This window comes from Sphingomonas sp. SFZ2018-12, from assembly GCF_022496715.1.
GTDB lineage: Bacteria > Pseudomonadota > Alphaproteobacteria > Sphingomonadales > Sphingomonadaceae > Sphingomonas.
This window is the reverse complement of sequence record NZ_WTFM01000002.1, coordinates 801,805-815,828: the sequence shown is the minus strand read 5'-3', so window position 1 is coordinate 815,828 and position 14,024 is coordinate 801,805. Positions and strand designations below refer to the sequence as shown.

13 protein-coding genes are annotated in these 14,024 nt (G+C 66.6%); all 13 read right to left on the bottom strand.

Annotated features, from left to right (window positions below; translation table 11 throughout):
• Nucleotides 1-10: 10 nt before the first annotated feature.
• Nucleotides 11-3,967 (bottom strand): hypothetical protein, encoded by a 3,957-nt coding sequence (locus GO308_RS12970; RefSeq protein ID WP_240885739.1) that lies wholly within the window; start codon nt 3,965-3,967, stop codon nt 11-13.
• Nucleotides 3,964-4,425, bottom strand: coding sequence for a hypothetical protein (locus GO308_RS12965; protein ID WP_240885737.1), 462 nt, complete (start codon nt 4,423-4,425; stop codon nt 3,964-3,966). Before GO308_RS12965 ends, GO308_RS12970 begins: the two co-directional genes overlap by 4 nt.
• Entirely contained in the window at nt 4,391-5,008 is a 618-nt protein-coding gene (locus tag GO308_RS12960; protein ID WP_240885736.1) for a hypothetical protein, read from the bottom strand. Before GO308_RS12960 ends, GO308_RS12965 begins: the two co-directional genes overlap by 35 nt.
• On the bottom strand, nt 5,005-5,595 hold the full coding sequence (locus tag GO308_RS12955; RefSeq protein WP_240885735.1) for a hypothetical protein: 591 nt from the start codon (nt 5,593-5,595) through the stop codon (nt 5,005-5,007). The genes GO308_RS12960 and GO308_RS12955 overlap by 4 nt, the downstream gene beginning before the upstream one ends.
• Nucleotides 5,592-7,757, bottom strand: coding sequence for a tape measure protein (locus GO308_RS12950; RefSeq protein WP_240885733.1), 2,166 nt, complete (start codon nt 7,755-7,757; stop codon nt 5,592-5,594). Before GO308_RS12950 ends, GO308_RS12955 begins: the two co-directional genes overlap by 4 nt.
• A 125-nt stretch (nt 7,758-7,882) precedes the next feature.
• A complete protein-coding gene (locus GO308_RS12945; protein ID WP_240885731.1) occupies nt 7,883-8,287 on the bottom strand; it encodes a GTA-gp10 family protein in 405 nt (134 codons plus the stop codon).
• Nucleotides 8,284-8,715, bottom strand: a complete 432-nt coding sequence (locus GO308_RS12940) for a phage tail tube protein (RefSeq protein ID WP_240885729.1) — start codon at nt 8,713-8,715, stop codon at nt 8,284-8,286. Before GO308_RS12940 ends, GO308_RS12945 begins: the two co-directional genes overlap by 4 nt.
• A 66-nt stretch (nt 8,716-8,781) precedes the next feature.
• Nucleotides 8,782-9,168, bottom strand: coding sequence for a DUF3168 domain-containing protein (locus tag GO308_RS12935; RefSeq protein WP_240885728.1), 387 nt, complete (start codon nt 9,166-9,168; stop codon nt 8,782-8,784).
• Nucleotides 9,161-9,733: an HK97 gp10 family phage protein gene (locus GO308_RS12930; RefSeq protein ID WP_240885727.1), complete on the bottom strand. Its 573-nt coding sequence runs from the start codon at nt 9,731-9,733 to the stop codon at nt 9,161-9,163. The genes GO308_RS12935 and GO308_RS12930 overlap by 8 nt, the downstream gene beginning before the upstream one ends.
• Nucleotides 9,667-9,990, bottom strand: a complete 324-nt coding sequence (locus GO308_RS12925; RefSeq protein WP_240885724.1) for a phage head closure protein — start codon at nt 9,988-9,990, stop codon at nt 9,667-9,669. Before GO308_RS12925 ends, GO308_RS12930 begins: the two co-directional genes overlap by 67 nt.
• Before the next feature lies 1 nt (nt 9,991).
• Complete coding sequence (locus GO308_RS12920) at nt 9,992-10,540, bottom strand: hypothetical protein (RefSeq protein WP_240885722.1); 549 nt, start codon at nt 10,538-10,540, stop codon at nt 9,992-9,994.
• Between the two features lies 1 nt (nt 10,541).
• A complete protein-coding gene (locus tag GO308_RS12915) occupies nt 10,542-12,407 on the bottom strand; it encodes a hypothetical protein (RefSeq protein ID WP_240885721.1) in 1,866 nt (621 codons plus the stop codon).
• Nucleotides 12,408-12,468: 61 nt separating this feature from the next.
• Complete coding sequence (locus tag GO308_RS12910) at nt 12,469-13,998, bottom strand: hypothetical protein (protein WP_240885718.1); 1,530 nt, start codon at nt 13,996-13,998, stop codon at nt 12,469-12,471.
• Nucleotides 13,999-14,024: the final 26 nt, after the last annotated feature.

Here is a 14,024-nt window from a genome sequence, read left to right as displayed (position 1 = left end):
CGCCTTCCGCTTACGGGATGTCGGTCAACTGGTTTTCGTAATAGCGCTCGCGGATGCCGCCGCCGCCGCCGCCGCCGCCCGAGACCCCGGCGCCCGCGGGCGTGCCGGGGCCGGGCGTGATCACCGATCCGACCAGTCGCCGGTTCGGCGCGTTCAGGTCGTTGGCGTTGGTCGTGAACCCATAGGTCGGGTTGCCGCTCACATAGCCGCTGTCGTCATAGATCCAGTAGATCGCGTTGAACGCCGCGCCGAACAGGAACCCGCCGCCAAAGGTCAGCGTGCCGGCATCGTCGATCAGCAGGTGCGGAAAGACCTGGATCGTCGCGGTCGATCCGTTGCCGTCGTGATAGGCCCACACCGGCGATCCCGGCACGTTGGCCGCAATCGTGCCGCCGACATTCGTGTTGCCGCTGGTCGGGATGTAGACCTGCTGCGCGCCGCCCAGCGCGTACATGCTGTTCAACCGGCGCGACGTGCCGCGCCCGTTCGCGTCGACCTGCGACAGCCGGTTGCCCACCACCGCCGCCGTGTTGTCGGCATTGCGCGGGGCGTTCATCGCGACCCGGAACGCCTCGATCGCCGCCTTCGTCGCCTGCCACCGCGTGGACAGCGTGTCGCGATCCAGCGGCGTGTCGACGCTGCTGTCGATGTACGACGGGGTCAGCCCGCCCAGATAGGCGCCGAGCGACCCCGCCGGGCTGCCGAGCGGCCCCAGCGCGTTGAACGCCGCCGTTTGTGCCGACGTCACCGCAGGCGGCAGCCCCTGGTTGATATAGGACAGGTTGACCGCCTCGAACTCGCGGTTCAGCGACTGCCAGTCATTGACCAACGACCACTTTTCGGTGCGGTCCAGGATGCCGTTGTTCTCATAGACAGCGATGCGATCGAGCGCCGCCGTCGCCCGGGCATCGACATAAACCCGCAACGCATCCGCCAGCGTCGTCAGCGCATTGCCATAGCCCTCCAGCCTCGCGCGATAGGTGGCGCGATCGACCGGGCTGTCGGCCCCCGGCGTCAGGCCGCCGGGCGTCAGGCCGTTCAGATAGTTGACGAACTGCGTCCGCGCAGTGCTCGCCCCGCTGCGCGCCGACGTGACCACCGCCGACCCGGTAATCGCCGCGGCGCGCCCGTCGAGCAGTGTCCACGTCGCCTCCAGCTGGTTGTACGTCGGCAGCAGGATCGTCGACTTCTCATAGGCCGACAGGATGCCGTCATCGCCCAGCCCGCCCGCCGCGCTGATCGCGCTCTCCAGGTCCTGATAGACCGATCCGACCAGCGCGGCATGGAACGCCTCGATCGCCGTGTAGGCGGCCGACCAGCGCGCGTTATAGATGCTGGCATCGACCGGCGTGTCCTGGGTCAGGTCCGTGTAGGGCGGCGTCAGGCTTTCCAGATAGGTGCCGATCGAGTTCGGCGCGCCCGGCAGCGCATAGATCGCCGCCGCCGCCGCATCGCGCGCGGCAATCGCGTCCGCCGGGCTGCCCTGCGAATCGAACTGGTCGATCAGGCCGTTGAACCGCTTGACCAGCGATTCATATTCGCGGCGCACCGCCGGCTTTTCAACGCGGGTCAGCCACCCGTCGCTCGCGATGCGCGCCAGCTCCGCCGTGCTCGCATCGATCTGCGCGACAACAGCGTCCTTGCCGGTGACGTTCGCCCAGTCCGCCCGCGTCGCCGCATCGTTGCGAAGCGCCTGCGACAGCGCGGTCAGCGACTGGGTGTACGCGTTGATCAGCGAATCATACGTTGCCCGGTCGATCGCCGTTTGCGTGGACGTGTCGTTCCATGCCGGGGACAACCCGTTGCGATAGTTCAGCCAGTTCGTGCGGGCCGTCGCGGCGTTGCTGCGCGCCGTCGCCACCGTCGTGACCGTGCCCGGCACCGCCGCGGCCTGATTGTCGAGGATCGTCCAGGTGCCTTCCAGTTCGGACGACAGCGGGATCAGCCGCTTGATCTTCTCGTCGATCGACAGGATGCCGTCCTCGCCGATCGCCTGCAGCTCCGCCGACAGTCCGGGGATGCCCGCCTCGACCGCTTCCAGCCGGCCGATCAGGTCGGCGCGCACGTCGTCGATCGGCGTGCCGTCGGCATATACCGCGTTCGGCGGCGCGCCCGTCGTCACCGGCCCCAGCACCAGGCGCAGGCCGATGACGCCGCGCACCCGGTACGACACCGCCACCTCGTAATCGGCGGCACTGTCCAGCCCCAGGATCACCTTGGTCACCGTCTCGACCGGGTCGATCGACGGCATCGTCCAGGTCGTCGTGCCGACCTTGCGCACCTCGAAAACCACGGCATCGGCGTTGGCGTTGCCGATCCCGCCGGTCACGAAGATCGCCGGCTCGCGATAACCGGCATCCACCCGCACGCCGCCGGTCGCGTTCCACTCGGTCGCGAGGGGCGCGGCGGGTTCTTCGTCTTCGATGCCCAGCGTCGGCGCGGGCGGCACCACGCCGCTTTGGCCGAGCGCGAAGGCATGCTTGCCGGCGGTTTCGGTGCGGAACGTGAGCGTGACAACGCCATCGCGCGGGTTCGTCGACTTCCCGCGAACGATCGCATCCTGATCGACCAGCCCCACCTCGGGAATGTTGAGCGTCAGACAGTCGCCGACCCGGAACACGCCGAACTGCGGCTTGAGCGGCAGCGAGATCGGTTGAAGCTCGCGGCTGTCGAATACCTTGTAGGCGGCAATCGTCGCGCCCTGATCGGCCTGCTGGACCAGCGCAAAATCACCCGAGCCGGTGCTCTCCCGACCGTCGGCCGCCACATACTCAGGGATCTGGACAACGGCGAGCGGGGTCATCTCCCAGCCGTGCGCCTCGCTCCGGATCCGGGCGCGATACCCGTTCAACCGCTCACGCCGTGGCCGGATGCCGGCAAGGTTGCGCACGGGGCCTGCCAGGTCGTCGCCGGTCACCGTTCCGATCGGCACGCGGGGCTGCTGCACCATCGTCGCCAGCCGCGCAGCACCGGGCACCGGCTCCGAACAACCGGCTTCGGCGATCAGCTTCAGGACTTCCCAGCGGCTCATGTTCGAACGAACTTCGCCGCCGACTTTCCAGCCGTTCGCCTGCTGCACATTCGCGGCGGTGACATAGGACGCGACGTCGATTTCCTCGATGCGCGCGCCGATCCCCAGGATCTTGCGATAGGTCGCCGCCGGGTTGGTTTCGTCACGCTGCCAGATGCCGAGCGCCCACATGAGCTCGTGCAGCGCGGGCAGTTCCGAATAGACCCATGTGGCGCGTGCGGCGGCGTGTGCAGCTGCGTTGCTGGGGTCCGCCCATCGGCAAGGGCCTGATCCGCCCGGATAGGTGCTGTCCAGCCGCGGATCATAGACCTTCGCACCGCGCACGATCCACGACGGTGCCGGCTCGCCCGATTGGAACCGCTTGCCCTTCACGTTGAAGGCCAGCGTGTGCATCGCGCTGGCGTATCCGCTCATCCGGTGCGCGCTGCTCCAGCCCGGCAGCGCCGGCACGCTGCCCTTCGGCCCGGGACGCCCGGCGGGGTTGGTCAGCGCGGTCGCCGGCGTCGCGCCCACGCTCGCGCGATGCCAGATATGCGCGTGGCCTTCCTTGCTGTCGTAATAGTAGCCGACCGCGTCGCTGTTCGCGTTGAAGCTGACCGTCACCCGGTCGGCCTGAAACGCCTCGATCGCGTCATAGGGCCCGCCCGCGCCCAGCACGGTGACATAGGTTTTGTAGAGATTGTCCGGGCCGTAGGTGCGGCGATAGGCCATCGTGCCGCCAACCGACGTCCGTCCGATCACATAAGGCAGCGGCCCGCCGGGATCGATTTTGAAGCTTGTCTGGCTGCCTTGCGCCCGGCTGACCGGCTTTTTTGCGGTCAGCGCGGCGCCGATGTTCGCAACGGTCGCCACGGCCGCCGCGATCGGCTGGATCGGGCTCGGGATCAGCGCGACGACGCTCGCCACCGCGCCGATGATGCGAAGAACCTTGCTCATGCGCGCCAGGCCGATTCGATGTTGGCCAACGGGATGCGGATAACGGTCGCGACTTCGGAATCCTCGTGGAAACCGAGCACGGTGTTGTTGCCGGTGGCGATGACCAGCGCCGGCCAGTCGTCGGTCCCGGCCACCATGAAGATGTCGCCGGTGATCGCCATGGCCGGCGCGATTCGTTCGAAGCCCTTGGCGTCCAGCACGTCGGGAAGTGACGCATAGCCGAGCCGCCCAAGCGCGCGGCGCGCGCCCAGCGCCGACGAATAGGAGCCGGCCTTGCTCAAGCCCATGGACAGGCCGCGCAGCTGGCGGAGATGCCAGGCAACCATTTTTGCGCAGTCCACGCGGCCCCATTCGAAGGCGCGGCCCTGATAGTGCGCGACCGTGGCGCGCGTCGCCGCGGCGCGAAGCTCGATCTCGGTCATGTCAGAGGAACCTGAATTCGCCGCCGCCACCACCACCACCGCCGCCGGGGTTCTGCGGAATGGTCACGGCTGCCGGGGGCCGATCGCCGGGACCCCAGATTTCGTTGATCGGGGTGCCGGTCATGTGGACGAAGCCGAGCTCGCCCGGCCAGATCGACTGGTGGAACGTGTCGGAAAGCGCCGCGCCCTCGTCTTCTTCGGCCAGCCGTTCCCACACGCTGGTGACGGAGATTCGCACCACGGCCTCGCCCTGGTCGAAGTCGAGCGCGGGCACGTCGATTTCGCCGATGAACAGCAATTCCGGCGTTCCGATGACGGCACCGGTGTCATGGTCCAGCTCGCCAAGCCATACCTGCACCCTCGCTCCGGCCGATAATGGCCCGGCAAGCGCAACAGCCGCCGCCAGATCGGGCGGATACATGCTGAAGTCGAACGCCGGCATCGTGTCGCCGATCGCTTCGGCGATTTCCTCCATTTCGGCGATCGTCCCATAAACAGGATCGCGACCAGTGAAGGTGCCGCCGTTGAACGGGACGCTGATCGACCCGTCCGCGATCCGGATCGTGTGGTCGGGCAGGTCGATCTGGATCAGGCCGACGAGCAGGATGCGCGTGGTCATGCGTCCTCCTCGATGATGAATTCGAACGACACGAACCGGTCGAGCGGCTGGGGTTTGCGCAACGGTGCCGTGATCGATCCCTCGATCTTCGGCTCGGCGATTTCCGCAATGGTCCCGGCAGGAAGCGGCACCCTCAGGAGGTTCTGGATTCGAAGCGTTGCCGTCCCACCCCCGCTGGCAGTGACCTGCTCGGCTGCGAAGTCGAGATAGCGACGGCCGCCAACCACGAACGAAATCGCCTGGTCCTGCCGGATCACATACCCGGCGGTCAGCCCAGACAGCGGGATCAGCCGCCCGGCCGCGGTGAGCGATGCCACGACCGGCGCGCCGGGCGATCCGATCACCAGACCCGGTTGCGGGACGGTGATGATCGCGCCCTCCGCGCGTGCGCGCTTCAGCGTCGCAAAAGCCACGCGGCCGTCGGGTTCGATCGGCTTCGCTGCCGTAGTGATCGAGATACCATAGCGCGAGCCGGCGCGGTCGACGTTCAGCACCGGCCCGCCCAGCGGCGGGACCAGCCGCCCGCCGAAGTCGATTTCAAGGATCTCGGTCGGCCCCAGCGCCAGGCCATCAAGGCTGACGCTCATTGCGGCACTACCCGGCGGCGAGCGCGGGTGAACGCGCGGTTATTGTCATCGACGACGCGCACGCTGACATCGCCACTGATCTGCTGGACGCGGGGCACGAACAGCGATCCCTCTTCGACCAGCACCTGCACGACGGCCGGGACAGGCGCAGCGGGGCGCATCATGCCCGGCGACACCCGCGGCGCGACATAGCCACCGCCAGCGAACGACGGCATCCGCCCCGAATTGATCTGCTCAAGCAGCGCGCGGTTCTCTGACGCGGCGGCAGCGTTGACAATGAATTCGCCGTTGGACACGCGCGCCAGGATGCTGTCCGAGCGGCCGGTGCCTGGACCGACGATTCTCCCGCCAGTTGCGGCTTTGGGCGTGCCGCCGAGCAGCTTGCCGATGCCCGAAAAGATCGAGCCGGAACCGCTCAGGCTGCCGAGCGCGTTGGACAGGCTGTTGCCCTGCGCCAGCGAGCCAAGCACGAGCGCGACAGCCCGCAGCCCCTCGGCCTTGAACTGCTGCCACAGGCCTTTCGTGCCGCTCGTGAACAGCGTTTCGAACAGGTCGGCCGATGCATAGAGCGCGTCGTCGCGAGCCTGCCGGGCAATTTCGATCTCACGAAGCTCGGCGTCGCTGAACGCCTTTGCACGGCGCTCCGCTTCGTCGCGCAGCTCATCGAACCCGCCAGTGTCGAAGAAGCTGGCGAGCCGGCTTTCGGTCGCCCGGGTGGCATCGATCGGCGCATCGCTCAGCGCCTCGGTACGCAGCCGCTTCAGCGTGTCTTCAAGTTCCTCGGCAGCCTTCTTTTCGGCTTCCAGGCGGCGCTGTTCGGCCGACTTGCCGGTGCGACCGGCTGATCTACCCACCTTTGCTCCGCTTGATGCAGCGGACACTGCAGATGCCCGAGGCGTACCATCGTTGCGGAGGCCGAGAGATTCGAAAAGCCGCGATTGCCCGGAGCTCAGCACCTCCCGAAGCCGGCGGTCCGAATTCGCGGCACCGGCCGCTGCATTTTGCGACCGGAAGGTCTCTGCGTATCTGGTCCGAGCCGTACCGAGATAATCCGCGCCGAAAGCGTTCAGCTGGTCGATCCGATCGAATAACGCACCGATCTCTCGCCGGAAGCGAGCCGAAAAGCTGTCGGTATCGTTCTGCAGTCCACCGAAGAAAGCCCGGCCGGCCAGAACGAGCGGATCAAACGCATCGCCGAGCGTCTCCAAGGTCGATCTGATCGTCGTGCCCAATTCTCTTGCATCGTCTCCCAACGACGCGAAGCCAGCCGAACCGTCGGAGATGAACGTGGCAATGTAACTGGAGAACTCACCGCCTCGATCAAATTCCCCGATCACGCGGGTGGCGTCGTTCCGCACCTTTGTCAGCGCCTGATCGATCGTTACCGGCAGCTGCTGGAACTCAGTATCGATCCCGGCGGTAAACTGGCGGTCGGTCAAGGCGCGGATCAGCTTGTCGCCGGAAAGTTGTCCTTCCTGTCCCAGCTCGCGCAGCTGCCCGATCGTCACCCCCAGGCTGTCGGCCAGCAGCCGCGCGAGCCGTGGCGCGTTCTCAAGGACGCTGTTGAGTTCCTCGCCGCGCAGCGTGCCCGACTGCACGCCCTGAACGAACTGCCGCAACCCGCCCGCGGCCTCACTTGCCGTTGCACCGCTGATCGCGAAAGTTTTGGTAACCGTTTCCGTGGCACGCGCCGCTTGCTCTTGCGTGATGCCCAACTCTGCGGCGCTGCGCTGAAAAATGGCATAAAGATTAGCGGTCGCTTCGAGCGGCGATCGAGTAGCCTCCGCCACCCTGCTGACGTCCAATTGAGCTTGCCCGAAACTCCCGGACGTGGCCGTTGCAAGGCGCAATTGCGCGTCGAGGCGCTTTGATGCCTCTGCATAGCTCACCAGAGAACTGACTGCCTGGCTGGTGATCAGCCCCAAGAAACCCCCACGAAGCTGAGAGAGTGATCGGGACACATTACCGATCGACCGCTCAAGCTGCGGCATCCCGTCAGCACCCGTGCGCCTGAGACGGCCGTCGAACCGATCCAGCACCCGCCGCGCTTCGCGGTCGAACTTGTCGACGCGCCCGCCGCCTTCATCAAGCTTGCGGCGAAGCAGCTCGATCGACGCGTCGACCTGCAGGAGCAATTGCCGGGTATCGACGGTGTCAACCATCCCCTATCGATCCTTCTCGCTGCAGTTGATGTCCCGCCAGGCTTCCCAGGCGGCATGGAATTCGTGCGGCGTCGACCGCCAGAACTGATCCGCCGACCAGTTCAGCGCAGCCATCGCCAGGCCGGCTATTCGGCGACGGGGGTCGCGGGGGTCGTTGTCCCCGTCGCCTTGGGCTCCCCCGATGGGAGCACGCCGCCGGTGACCGCGCGCAACAGGACGATCGCGACGCGCGGGATGACCTTGAGCAGGCCCTCGGAAAAGATCAGTTCGCCGATGCGGTCAGGCTGCACGCCCTGCACTGAAATGCGCTCGATGGACTTGCCCCACGCACGGATGCACTCGGTCACGATGATCGCGAGCGTTTCGATGGTAAGCTCGTGCGCCTCCGCAGCGAATGCCAGCTGGGCGACCGACCGCCCGGTCTGCTTTTCGATCGCCAGGATCGCCTCCCAGGACGGGCGGAGCACGAAGCTCTGCCCGTCCAGGGTGACTTCGACCTCGCCGCGAATCTCGTTCGCCTGTTCCGTCACGCCAGCTGATCCTTGGTGGGCGCGGCAGCCAGGGTCAGCTGCGCGGTGACCGCGACGACGGCGTTGCGACCCATGTCGGTGTCGAAGTTGCCGATATACATCGACGCCGCGAACACGGCGTCACCGCTCGCGCCGGACGATCCGCCCTTGCGGATTTCGATGTCGACCGGATCCGTGGCAGCTGCAGCCGCCTCGAGCGCTCCATAGCCGGTCGCGTCGGGCAGGTTCGGATAGAGCTCGAGGTCGATCGTCAGCGTCTTCAGGCCCGGCGCCTGCGTGCCATAGGGGAAGTCATCCTTGGTGCTCGTGTCGATCTGCTCCGACTGTCGGCTGATCGACAGGCTGGTCTGCCCCTTCACTTCCGCGAAAGCGCCTGGCGTTCCGCTCTTGATCCACAGTCGATAATCATTGCCCAGCTTCTTCGCCATTGTGCTTCTCCCATGCGAAAAAGCCCCGCTGGCGAAGCGGGGCCGGGTGGTTGATCGTTCAAAAAATCAGGCGGCGAGCGCGAAGCCCGTGAAGTTTACCGTCCCGACATAGGTTTCGGCGTCGCCCGACAGCACGACCTGGCTCGACTCCACCGTGAGCTCGATCGAATAGCCGTCGACCGTCATCGTCACGCCGTCGATCGCCTGCTCGACCTGAGCGACCAGGTCCGAGCATGGCTTACGCTGCTGGCCCTCGGTCACGACGACGACGATCATCGCGATGCGGCGGTCGGGGTCATCCTTTGCGCCGATCGGGCTCGCGTCGATGTCGCCGATGATGACTACCGGGGGCGCCGCATTGTTCGGCGCATGCTGATACACGCCCGCGCCTGTAATCTGAGCGTCCAGTCGATCGAACGCCGCCTTCTCCGTCGCATTGATCGCATCAGGCATTGCGACCCCCCGCGATCCGCCCAAGCGCACGTTGGAAAACGCGCTGCAGTTTTGAATTCAGGTCGCGGCGCAGCTCCGGATAGCGGCCGTAAACCAGCCGCCGGCCCTGCAGCGGCCGAACGCGCAGCTGATAGACCGATACCAGGTCGCCAGCCGGCTTTCGGCCGCTGACGAGCCGTTTTGCGGCGCCGGTGCGGCGGCGCGAAACCGTGACCGTCTGCGACCTGCGGCCAAACTCCAAGATACGTGCATAGAACAGCTTCGCACGGCCGCGCGGCGTGGCGATGAAGCCGACGCGCAGGCGCAGCGTACGCGGAAACACCTTCATCTTCAGTCCGGCCGCGAGCGCGCCGGTGCGGCGCGGTGCCTTTGCGCGCATGGCAGCCAGGATCGAACGCCCGGAACTCTCGAGCGCGGCGGCGATCTCGACCCGCACATTTTCCGGCAGCCGCTTCAGCAGCCGCCGGATCTGCGCGACCCCTTTGGAACGACTGGGCATCAGGGTGCCCGATCCTCGGTTGCGGTGATCACCAGCCAGTCGCGCGAACCGGTCGGGCGCTCGCACGTCTCGATGTCTAGAATGCGGCCCTGGTCCCGGATGCGGTGCTGGCGCGTGATCCCGGCTTGCCAGCGAATGGTGACTTTCCACAGCTGGACATTCTGCTCGATTGCGTTGCGCAGCGCTTCGTCGCCGCGAAGCGGGATCATTTCAGCCCAGGCACGCTTATGGACTGTCCAAACCTGTGTGCGCCCGCCGCGGCCATTGTCGGTGTCGGTTGCCCGTTCGAACGCAATGCGGCGATCAAGCACCGGCTCTGCCATGTCAGCGGCCCCAGCGCCGATAGCGGCGCGCCAGGCTGACCGCCGCCTTCTCCGCTGCTTCCATTTTTGCGGCGTCGTACAGCCCCTCGACCAGTACCAGGATCGCGCTCTTGAGCTCTGCCGGCACCGCTGCCGGCGTCGCATAGCCCGCCGCGATCGTAACCGACACATCGCCCTCGATCGATCCCGCCGACGGCCACCCGTCGTTCGCGGGCGCATAGAGCATCGCCGGCCGGACATCGGCTCGCACGGTCGCGCCTGCCACCGTTCGATCCGTGCCGTCGACATCGCGATAGCTGACCGTCGGCTGCGCACCGGCCGCAATTGGCCAAACGCGCAATCGGGTCGGATGTGCAAGCCGATCGATCGCGACGGTCACGGCCCGTGGCGTCAGCGTCAATCCCGTCAACGCCTCGACCCTGCCGGTCGCGGTCGCGACATGCCGGGCGATCGCCGACTCCTGCGCCGCCTGCGCATCGGGATCGTCGTCGCCGATCGGCTCGATGCGCAGGTGGAACATCGCCTCGGCGACGGTGACCGGATCGGCCATATCAGGCAATCCTCACGGCTTGTGCGAACGCCTGCAGCGCCGTGTAGAGGAGTTGCGGGCCATTGAAGTTGGCGGTCACCGGGAGCGCTCGACCATAGTGGAAAAACGCGATTTCATTGACGCCGACAAAGGCCGAATTGCTGCCGGACGCGGTGCCGATCCGGAAATCGTCGTTGCTCAGCGCTGCCGATGCATCCGCACCGTTTCGGCTGGCCGCGCCGTTGAAATAGCTGGCCCAGGCGTTCGCCGCAGTCCGGTTCCACATGATGTGACCGGCATCCTGGCCGGAGTTGCTCAGCGTCACCGTCGCCGCAGTGTTCGGGCGCCCGATCCACGTGTTTCCGGCGTTCACCCGTCCGATGAAGCTGTTTCCATTGCCGGCCTCGTAGGTTTGAGCGCCTGCATTCGAGATCGCGGTCAACGACCAGATGCCCATGTGAGCGTCATTCTGCGCGATCTTGCGGTTCAGCGCCGTCGTCGGGTTGTGGGATTGGCCGCGCAGATGATCGGCGACCAATCCCGTGCCGCGCCAGCCGCGATCGGGCGTAAAGATCGGCGCGCCGACGACGTCGAATCGGCCGGTGACGCGGCCGAACGTCGATCCGCTGATCCAGGGTTGGAAGGCGCCGCCGCCGACCAGATTGAGCCTGCTGATTTCCGGCTCTGCCGCGCACAAAGCGGTTAGACAGTCCAGATAGGGGATCAGCGGGCGCAACGCCTTGAACAGTTCGTCATAAGCGGCGCGGCGTACCTCCAATGGCGGAATTGTCGCGCGGGCAATGAAGGCAGAGGTCTCTGCCTGCTCTTCCTGCGGCGCTCGACCCTGCCCGCAGAATTCGTGCAGGAATACGGCCTTGGCCTGCGGATAATTGTTCGAGCTGTCGGAAAGGCGGCACGGGAACGTGAAAGGCGGGCCGCCATCCGGCGCGTTGCGGTTCCAGTATCCATGATACAGGACACGATGGCGCGGGTTCGCAACGAAGCGCGCCATCGCCCGCACATAGTCGGGACGATCGGCACCGATCCCCCATTCGTCGATCGTCAACCACTTGTCGTTGGCGATCGCATAGTCGACGAACCGGCGGAAACCGAACTCGAAATCTTCGACGTGCAGCGCCTGATGCGGCGTCTTGTAGCTCATCCGGTTGAACGTCAGCCCGTTCGCCACATCCAGGCCGACCAGGTACGGATCAATACCGATCGCGTCGTAATGCGCCGGCCCCGGGTCGAATCCGGTCGCCGGGTCGAACGGATCAACGATGAGGCCCGTGTTGGTGAAGTTGGCTAGCGCCGGACAGAAGGTCACGATGAACCGGTTGCTTTTGGCGCGGATCAGGGCCGCGGCCTTTTGAAACGCGGCGATGTAATCGGCGCGCGCATTGGCAATGCTGGTCGTCGCCCCCCACGGCCACCCGGTGAAGTTCCCGGCTTCCCAGCCCGGCCGGATGAAGATCGGCCCCGACGGGTTATGCGCCAGAATAAGGTCGAGGATCAGGTTGAAATCGACGTCAAAGTCGCCCGCGGCGAACTGCGCCGGTGTCGACGTCTGCGTCGGCGGGCTGGCCTGGGTTCCCGTAGCGAGCGGCAGCGCCCAGACGAGCTTTTGGCCCGGCCAAGTCGCAATCGACGAACGCACGCGGCTTAGCACGTTCGGCCAGGTCGAGGCGTCCCCGAACGCGTGAATGAGCTCGGGCGCGCGGCCAGCCCAATTGGTCCACTCGACCCGGTCCTGTTCGTTGATGCACCGCACCGCCATGGGCGGCATTCCCGCGACGGCGGGTGCGGTGAGCACGGCCGAAGACCTTCCCCTCGCCGTCAATGCCGTGTCCAGGCCTGGCGCGTTGAAGTCGATTTGGGTCGCGGTCATGCTCGTGCACCTCTTGCTGCGGGCTCATCCGGGCGGGTCCGACCGCCCACTGGCTCGCCCATCAATTGAACAGCGCCGCCTTGCGTGCCGCCGCGCGCGCCGCGACCCATGCCGCCAGCTCGCTCGACGGGTGCAACCCGTCATTCACCGCCACCCCGCGCACCGGCACGCCCGATGCCATCGCCCCGGTGATCGCCGGGAACACGGTGCAGGTGACGTTCCCGACCCCGCTCACCGCCGTGACCGTCGTCACCGCCGCGCCGGCCTGGCCGGCGTTGATGGCGATCGCCGCGCCGACCGGGATCGGCCCGCGCACCGTGATCGACGTGGCACCCGCCAGCGTCGCCGCCTGCAGCGTCGTGTTGATGGTCGAGAAATCCGCGCGCCACTTGCCTTCCGCCGCCGCGCCCAGCGTCTCGCGCCCGTCGAACAGGTGCCCGATGAACTCGAACGCATCGACCCCGGCGGGCAGGCCCGCCAGCGCGTTCTGCACCTGCTGGGTGAGCCCGCTCGGCCAGTCGTGCGACGTGACGAACGTCTGCCCGGCGGCGGTGGTGAACTGGCTCGTGTCCGCCGTCGTGTAGGGCGTGAAGCCCAGCTGCAGCAGCGGCACCGGCCAGATCGCCTTGGCCAGGTTGTTGCTCACCGTGATGCGGTCGCGCCATGTGTTGAGCGATCCGGTCGCATCGTTCAGCCCCATCTGGTTGATGATGCGCGTGAAGGGCAGGTTCGGCAGTGCCGTCATCATCTCGGCTCGGCGCGTGAAACTCGCCGCCGCCGTGTTCTGCCGGGCAGCGGACGATGGCGCAGCCAGCTTGGCGTAGGGGATGCGCTGCGCTCCATCGGCCGTGCTGTCCAGCCAACGCGCGACCCAGCCGCGATTGTTGCGCGCGTCGGCGGTGTTGTTCGCCTCGCCGGTGCCGAACGCGATGCTGTCGCCCAGGACCAGCACGACGTCGCGCCCGTCGCCGCCCTGGGCCACGGCGGCGCTGGGGCCATAGGCATAGAGGTTCGACGGTTCGTTGTTGGGGATTGCGCCGTCAAACAGAAACGCGGCGCGCGACGTGTTCGCCAGCGTCCAGCTTTCGCCATTGGCGGGTACGGGAAAGAAGCTGCCGAGCATCGCTGCGGCGCCGACCACCGCGCGCCAGGCGGTGATCAGGTCCACGCGGCGGCGTGCCGGGACCAGCAAATTGACCGGGTCGCTCCACACCCCCTGGCCGGGCGCAAGCGTGACCGAGGACTGGCCGTTGAACGTCAGCTGGCGGCGCTCGCTGCCCACGATCATCGCCACGCCCTCGATCACGATCGGCTGGTTTCCGTCGACCTCCTGGCTGAGCGCGCCAGCGTTGCCGCGCAGCGTCCAGTTCGAGAAGTAGAAGCGATACCCGGACACGGGATAATCTGGCGACCAGAATGCCTTGTCGGACGCGCCGAACTCCTGGTTGGAGTTGGTGGTGTAGATCGACAGATGCTGGTTCGCCTCCAGGCCGGTTGCAGCAAAGCGATAGGCGGCAGCCCGCGCGAGCCCGCCACGCAAGGCTGTCGCCGGTTCACTTCCCGGCGTGTTGAAGTCGATCTGCTGGTTCATTGCCGCACCTTCTGCCGCGAGAGATT

Coding starts and splice junctions, on each gene's coding strand:
- GO308_RS12970 (WP_240885739.1), bottom strand. CDS start 3,967: ATGAGCAAGGTTCTTCGCATCATCGGCGCGGTGGCGAGCGTCGTCGCG.
- GO308_RS12960 (WP_240885736.1), bottom strand. CDS start 5,008: ATGACCACGCGCATCCTGCTCGTCGGCCTGATCCAGATCGACCTGCCC.
- GO308_RS12955 (WP_240885735.1), bottom strand. CDS start 5,595: ATGAGCGTCAGCCTTGATGGCCTGGCGCTGGGGCCGACCGAGATCCTT.
- GO308_RS12950 (WP_240885733.1), bottom strand. CDS start 7,757: ATGGTTGACACCGTCGATACCCGGCAATTGCTCCTGCAGGTCGACGCG.
- GO308_RS12940 (WP_240885729.1), bottom strand. CDS start 8,715: ATGGCGAAGAAGCTGGGCAATGATTATCGACTGTGGATCAAGAGCGGA.
- GO308_RS12935 (WP_240885728.1), bottom strand. CDS start 9,168: ATGCCTGATGCGATCAATGCGACGGAGAAGGCGGCGTTCGATCGACTG.
- GO308_RS12925 (WP_240885724.1), bottom strand. CDS start 9,990: ATGGCAGAGCCGGTGCTTGATCGCCGCATTGCGTTCGAACGGGCAACC.
- GO308_RS12920 (WP_240885722.1), bottom strand. CDS start 10,540: ATGGCCGATCCGGTCACCGTCGCCGAGGCGATGTTCCACCTGCGCATC.
- GO308_RS12915 (WP_240885721.1), bottom strand. CDS start 12,407: ATGACCGCGACCCAAATCGACTTCAACGCGCCAGGCCTGGACACGGCA.
- GO308_RS12910 (WP_240885718.1), bottom strand. CDS start 13,998: ATGAACCAGCAGATCGACTTCAACACGCCGGGAAGTGAACCGGCGACA.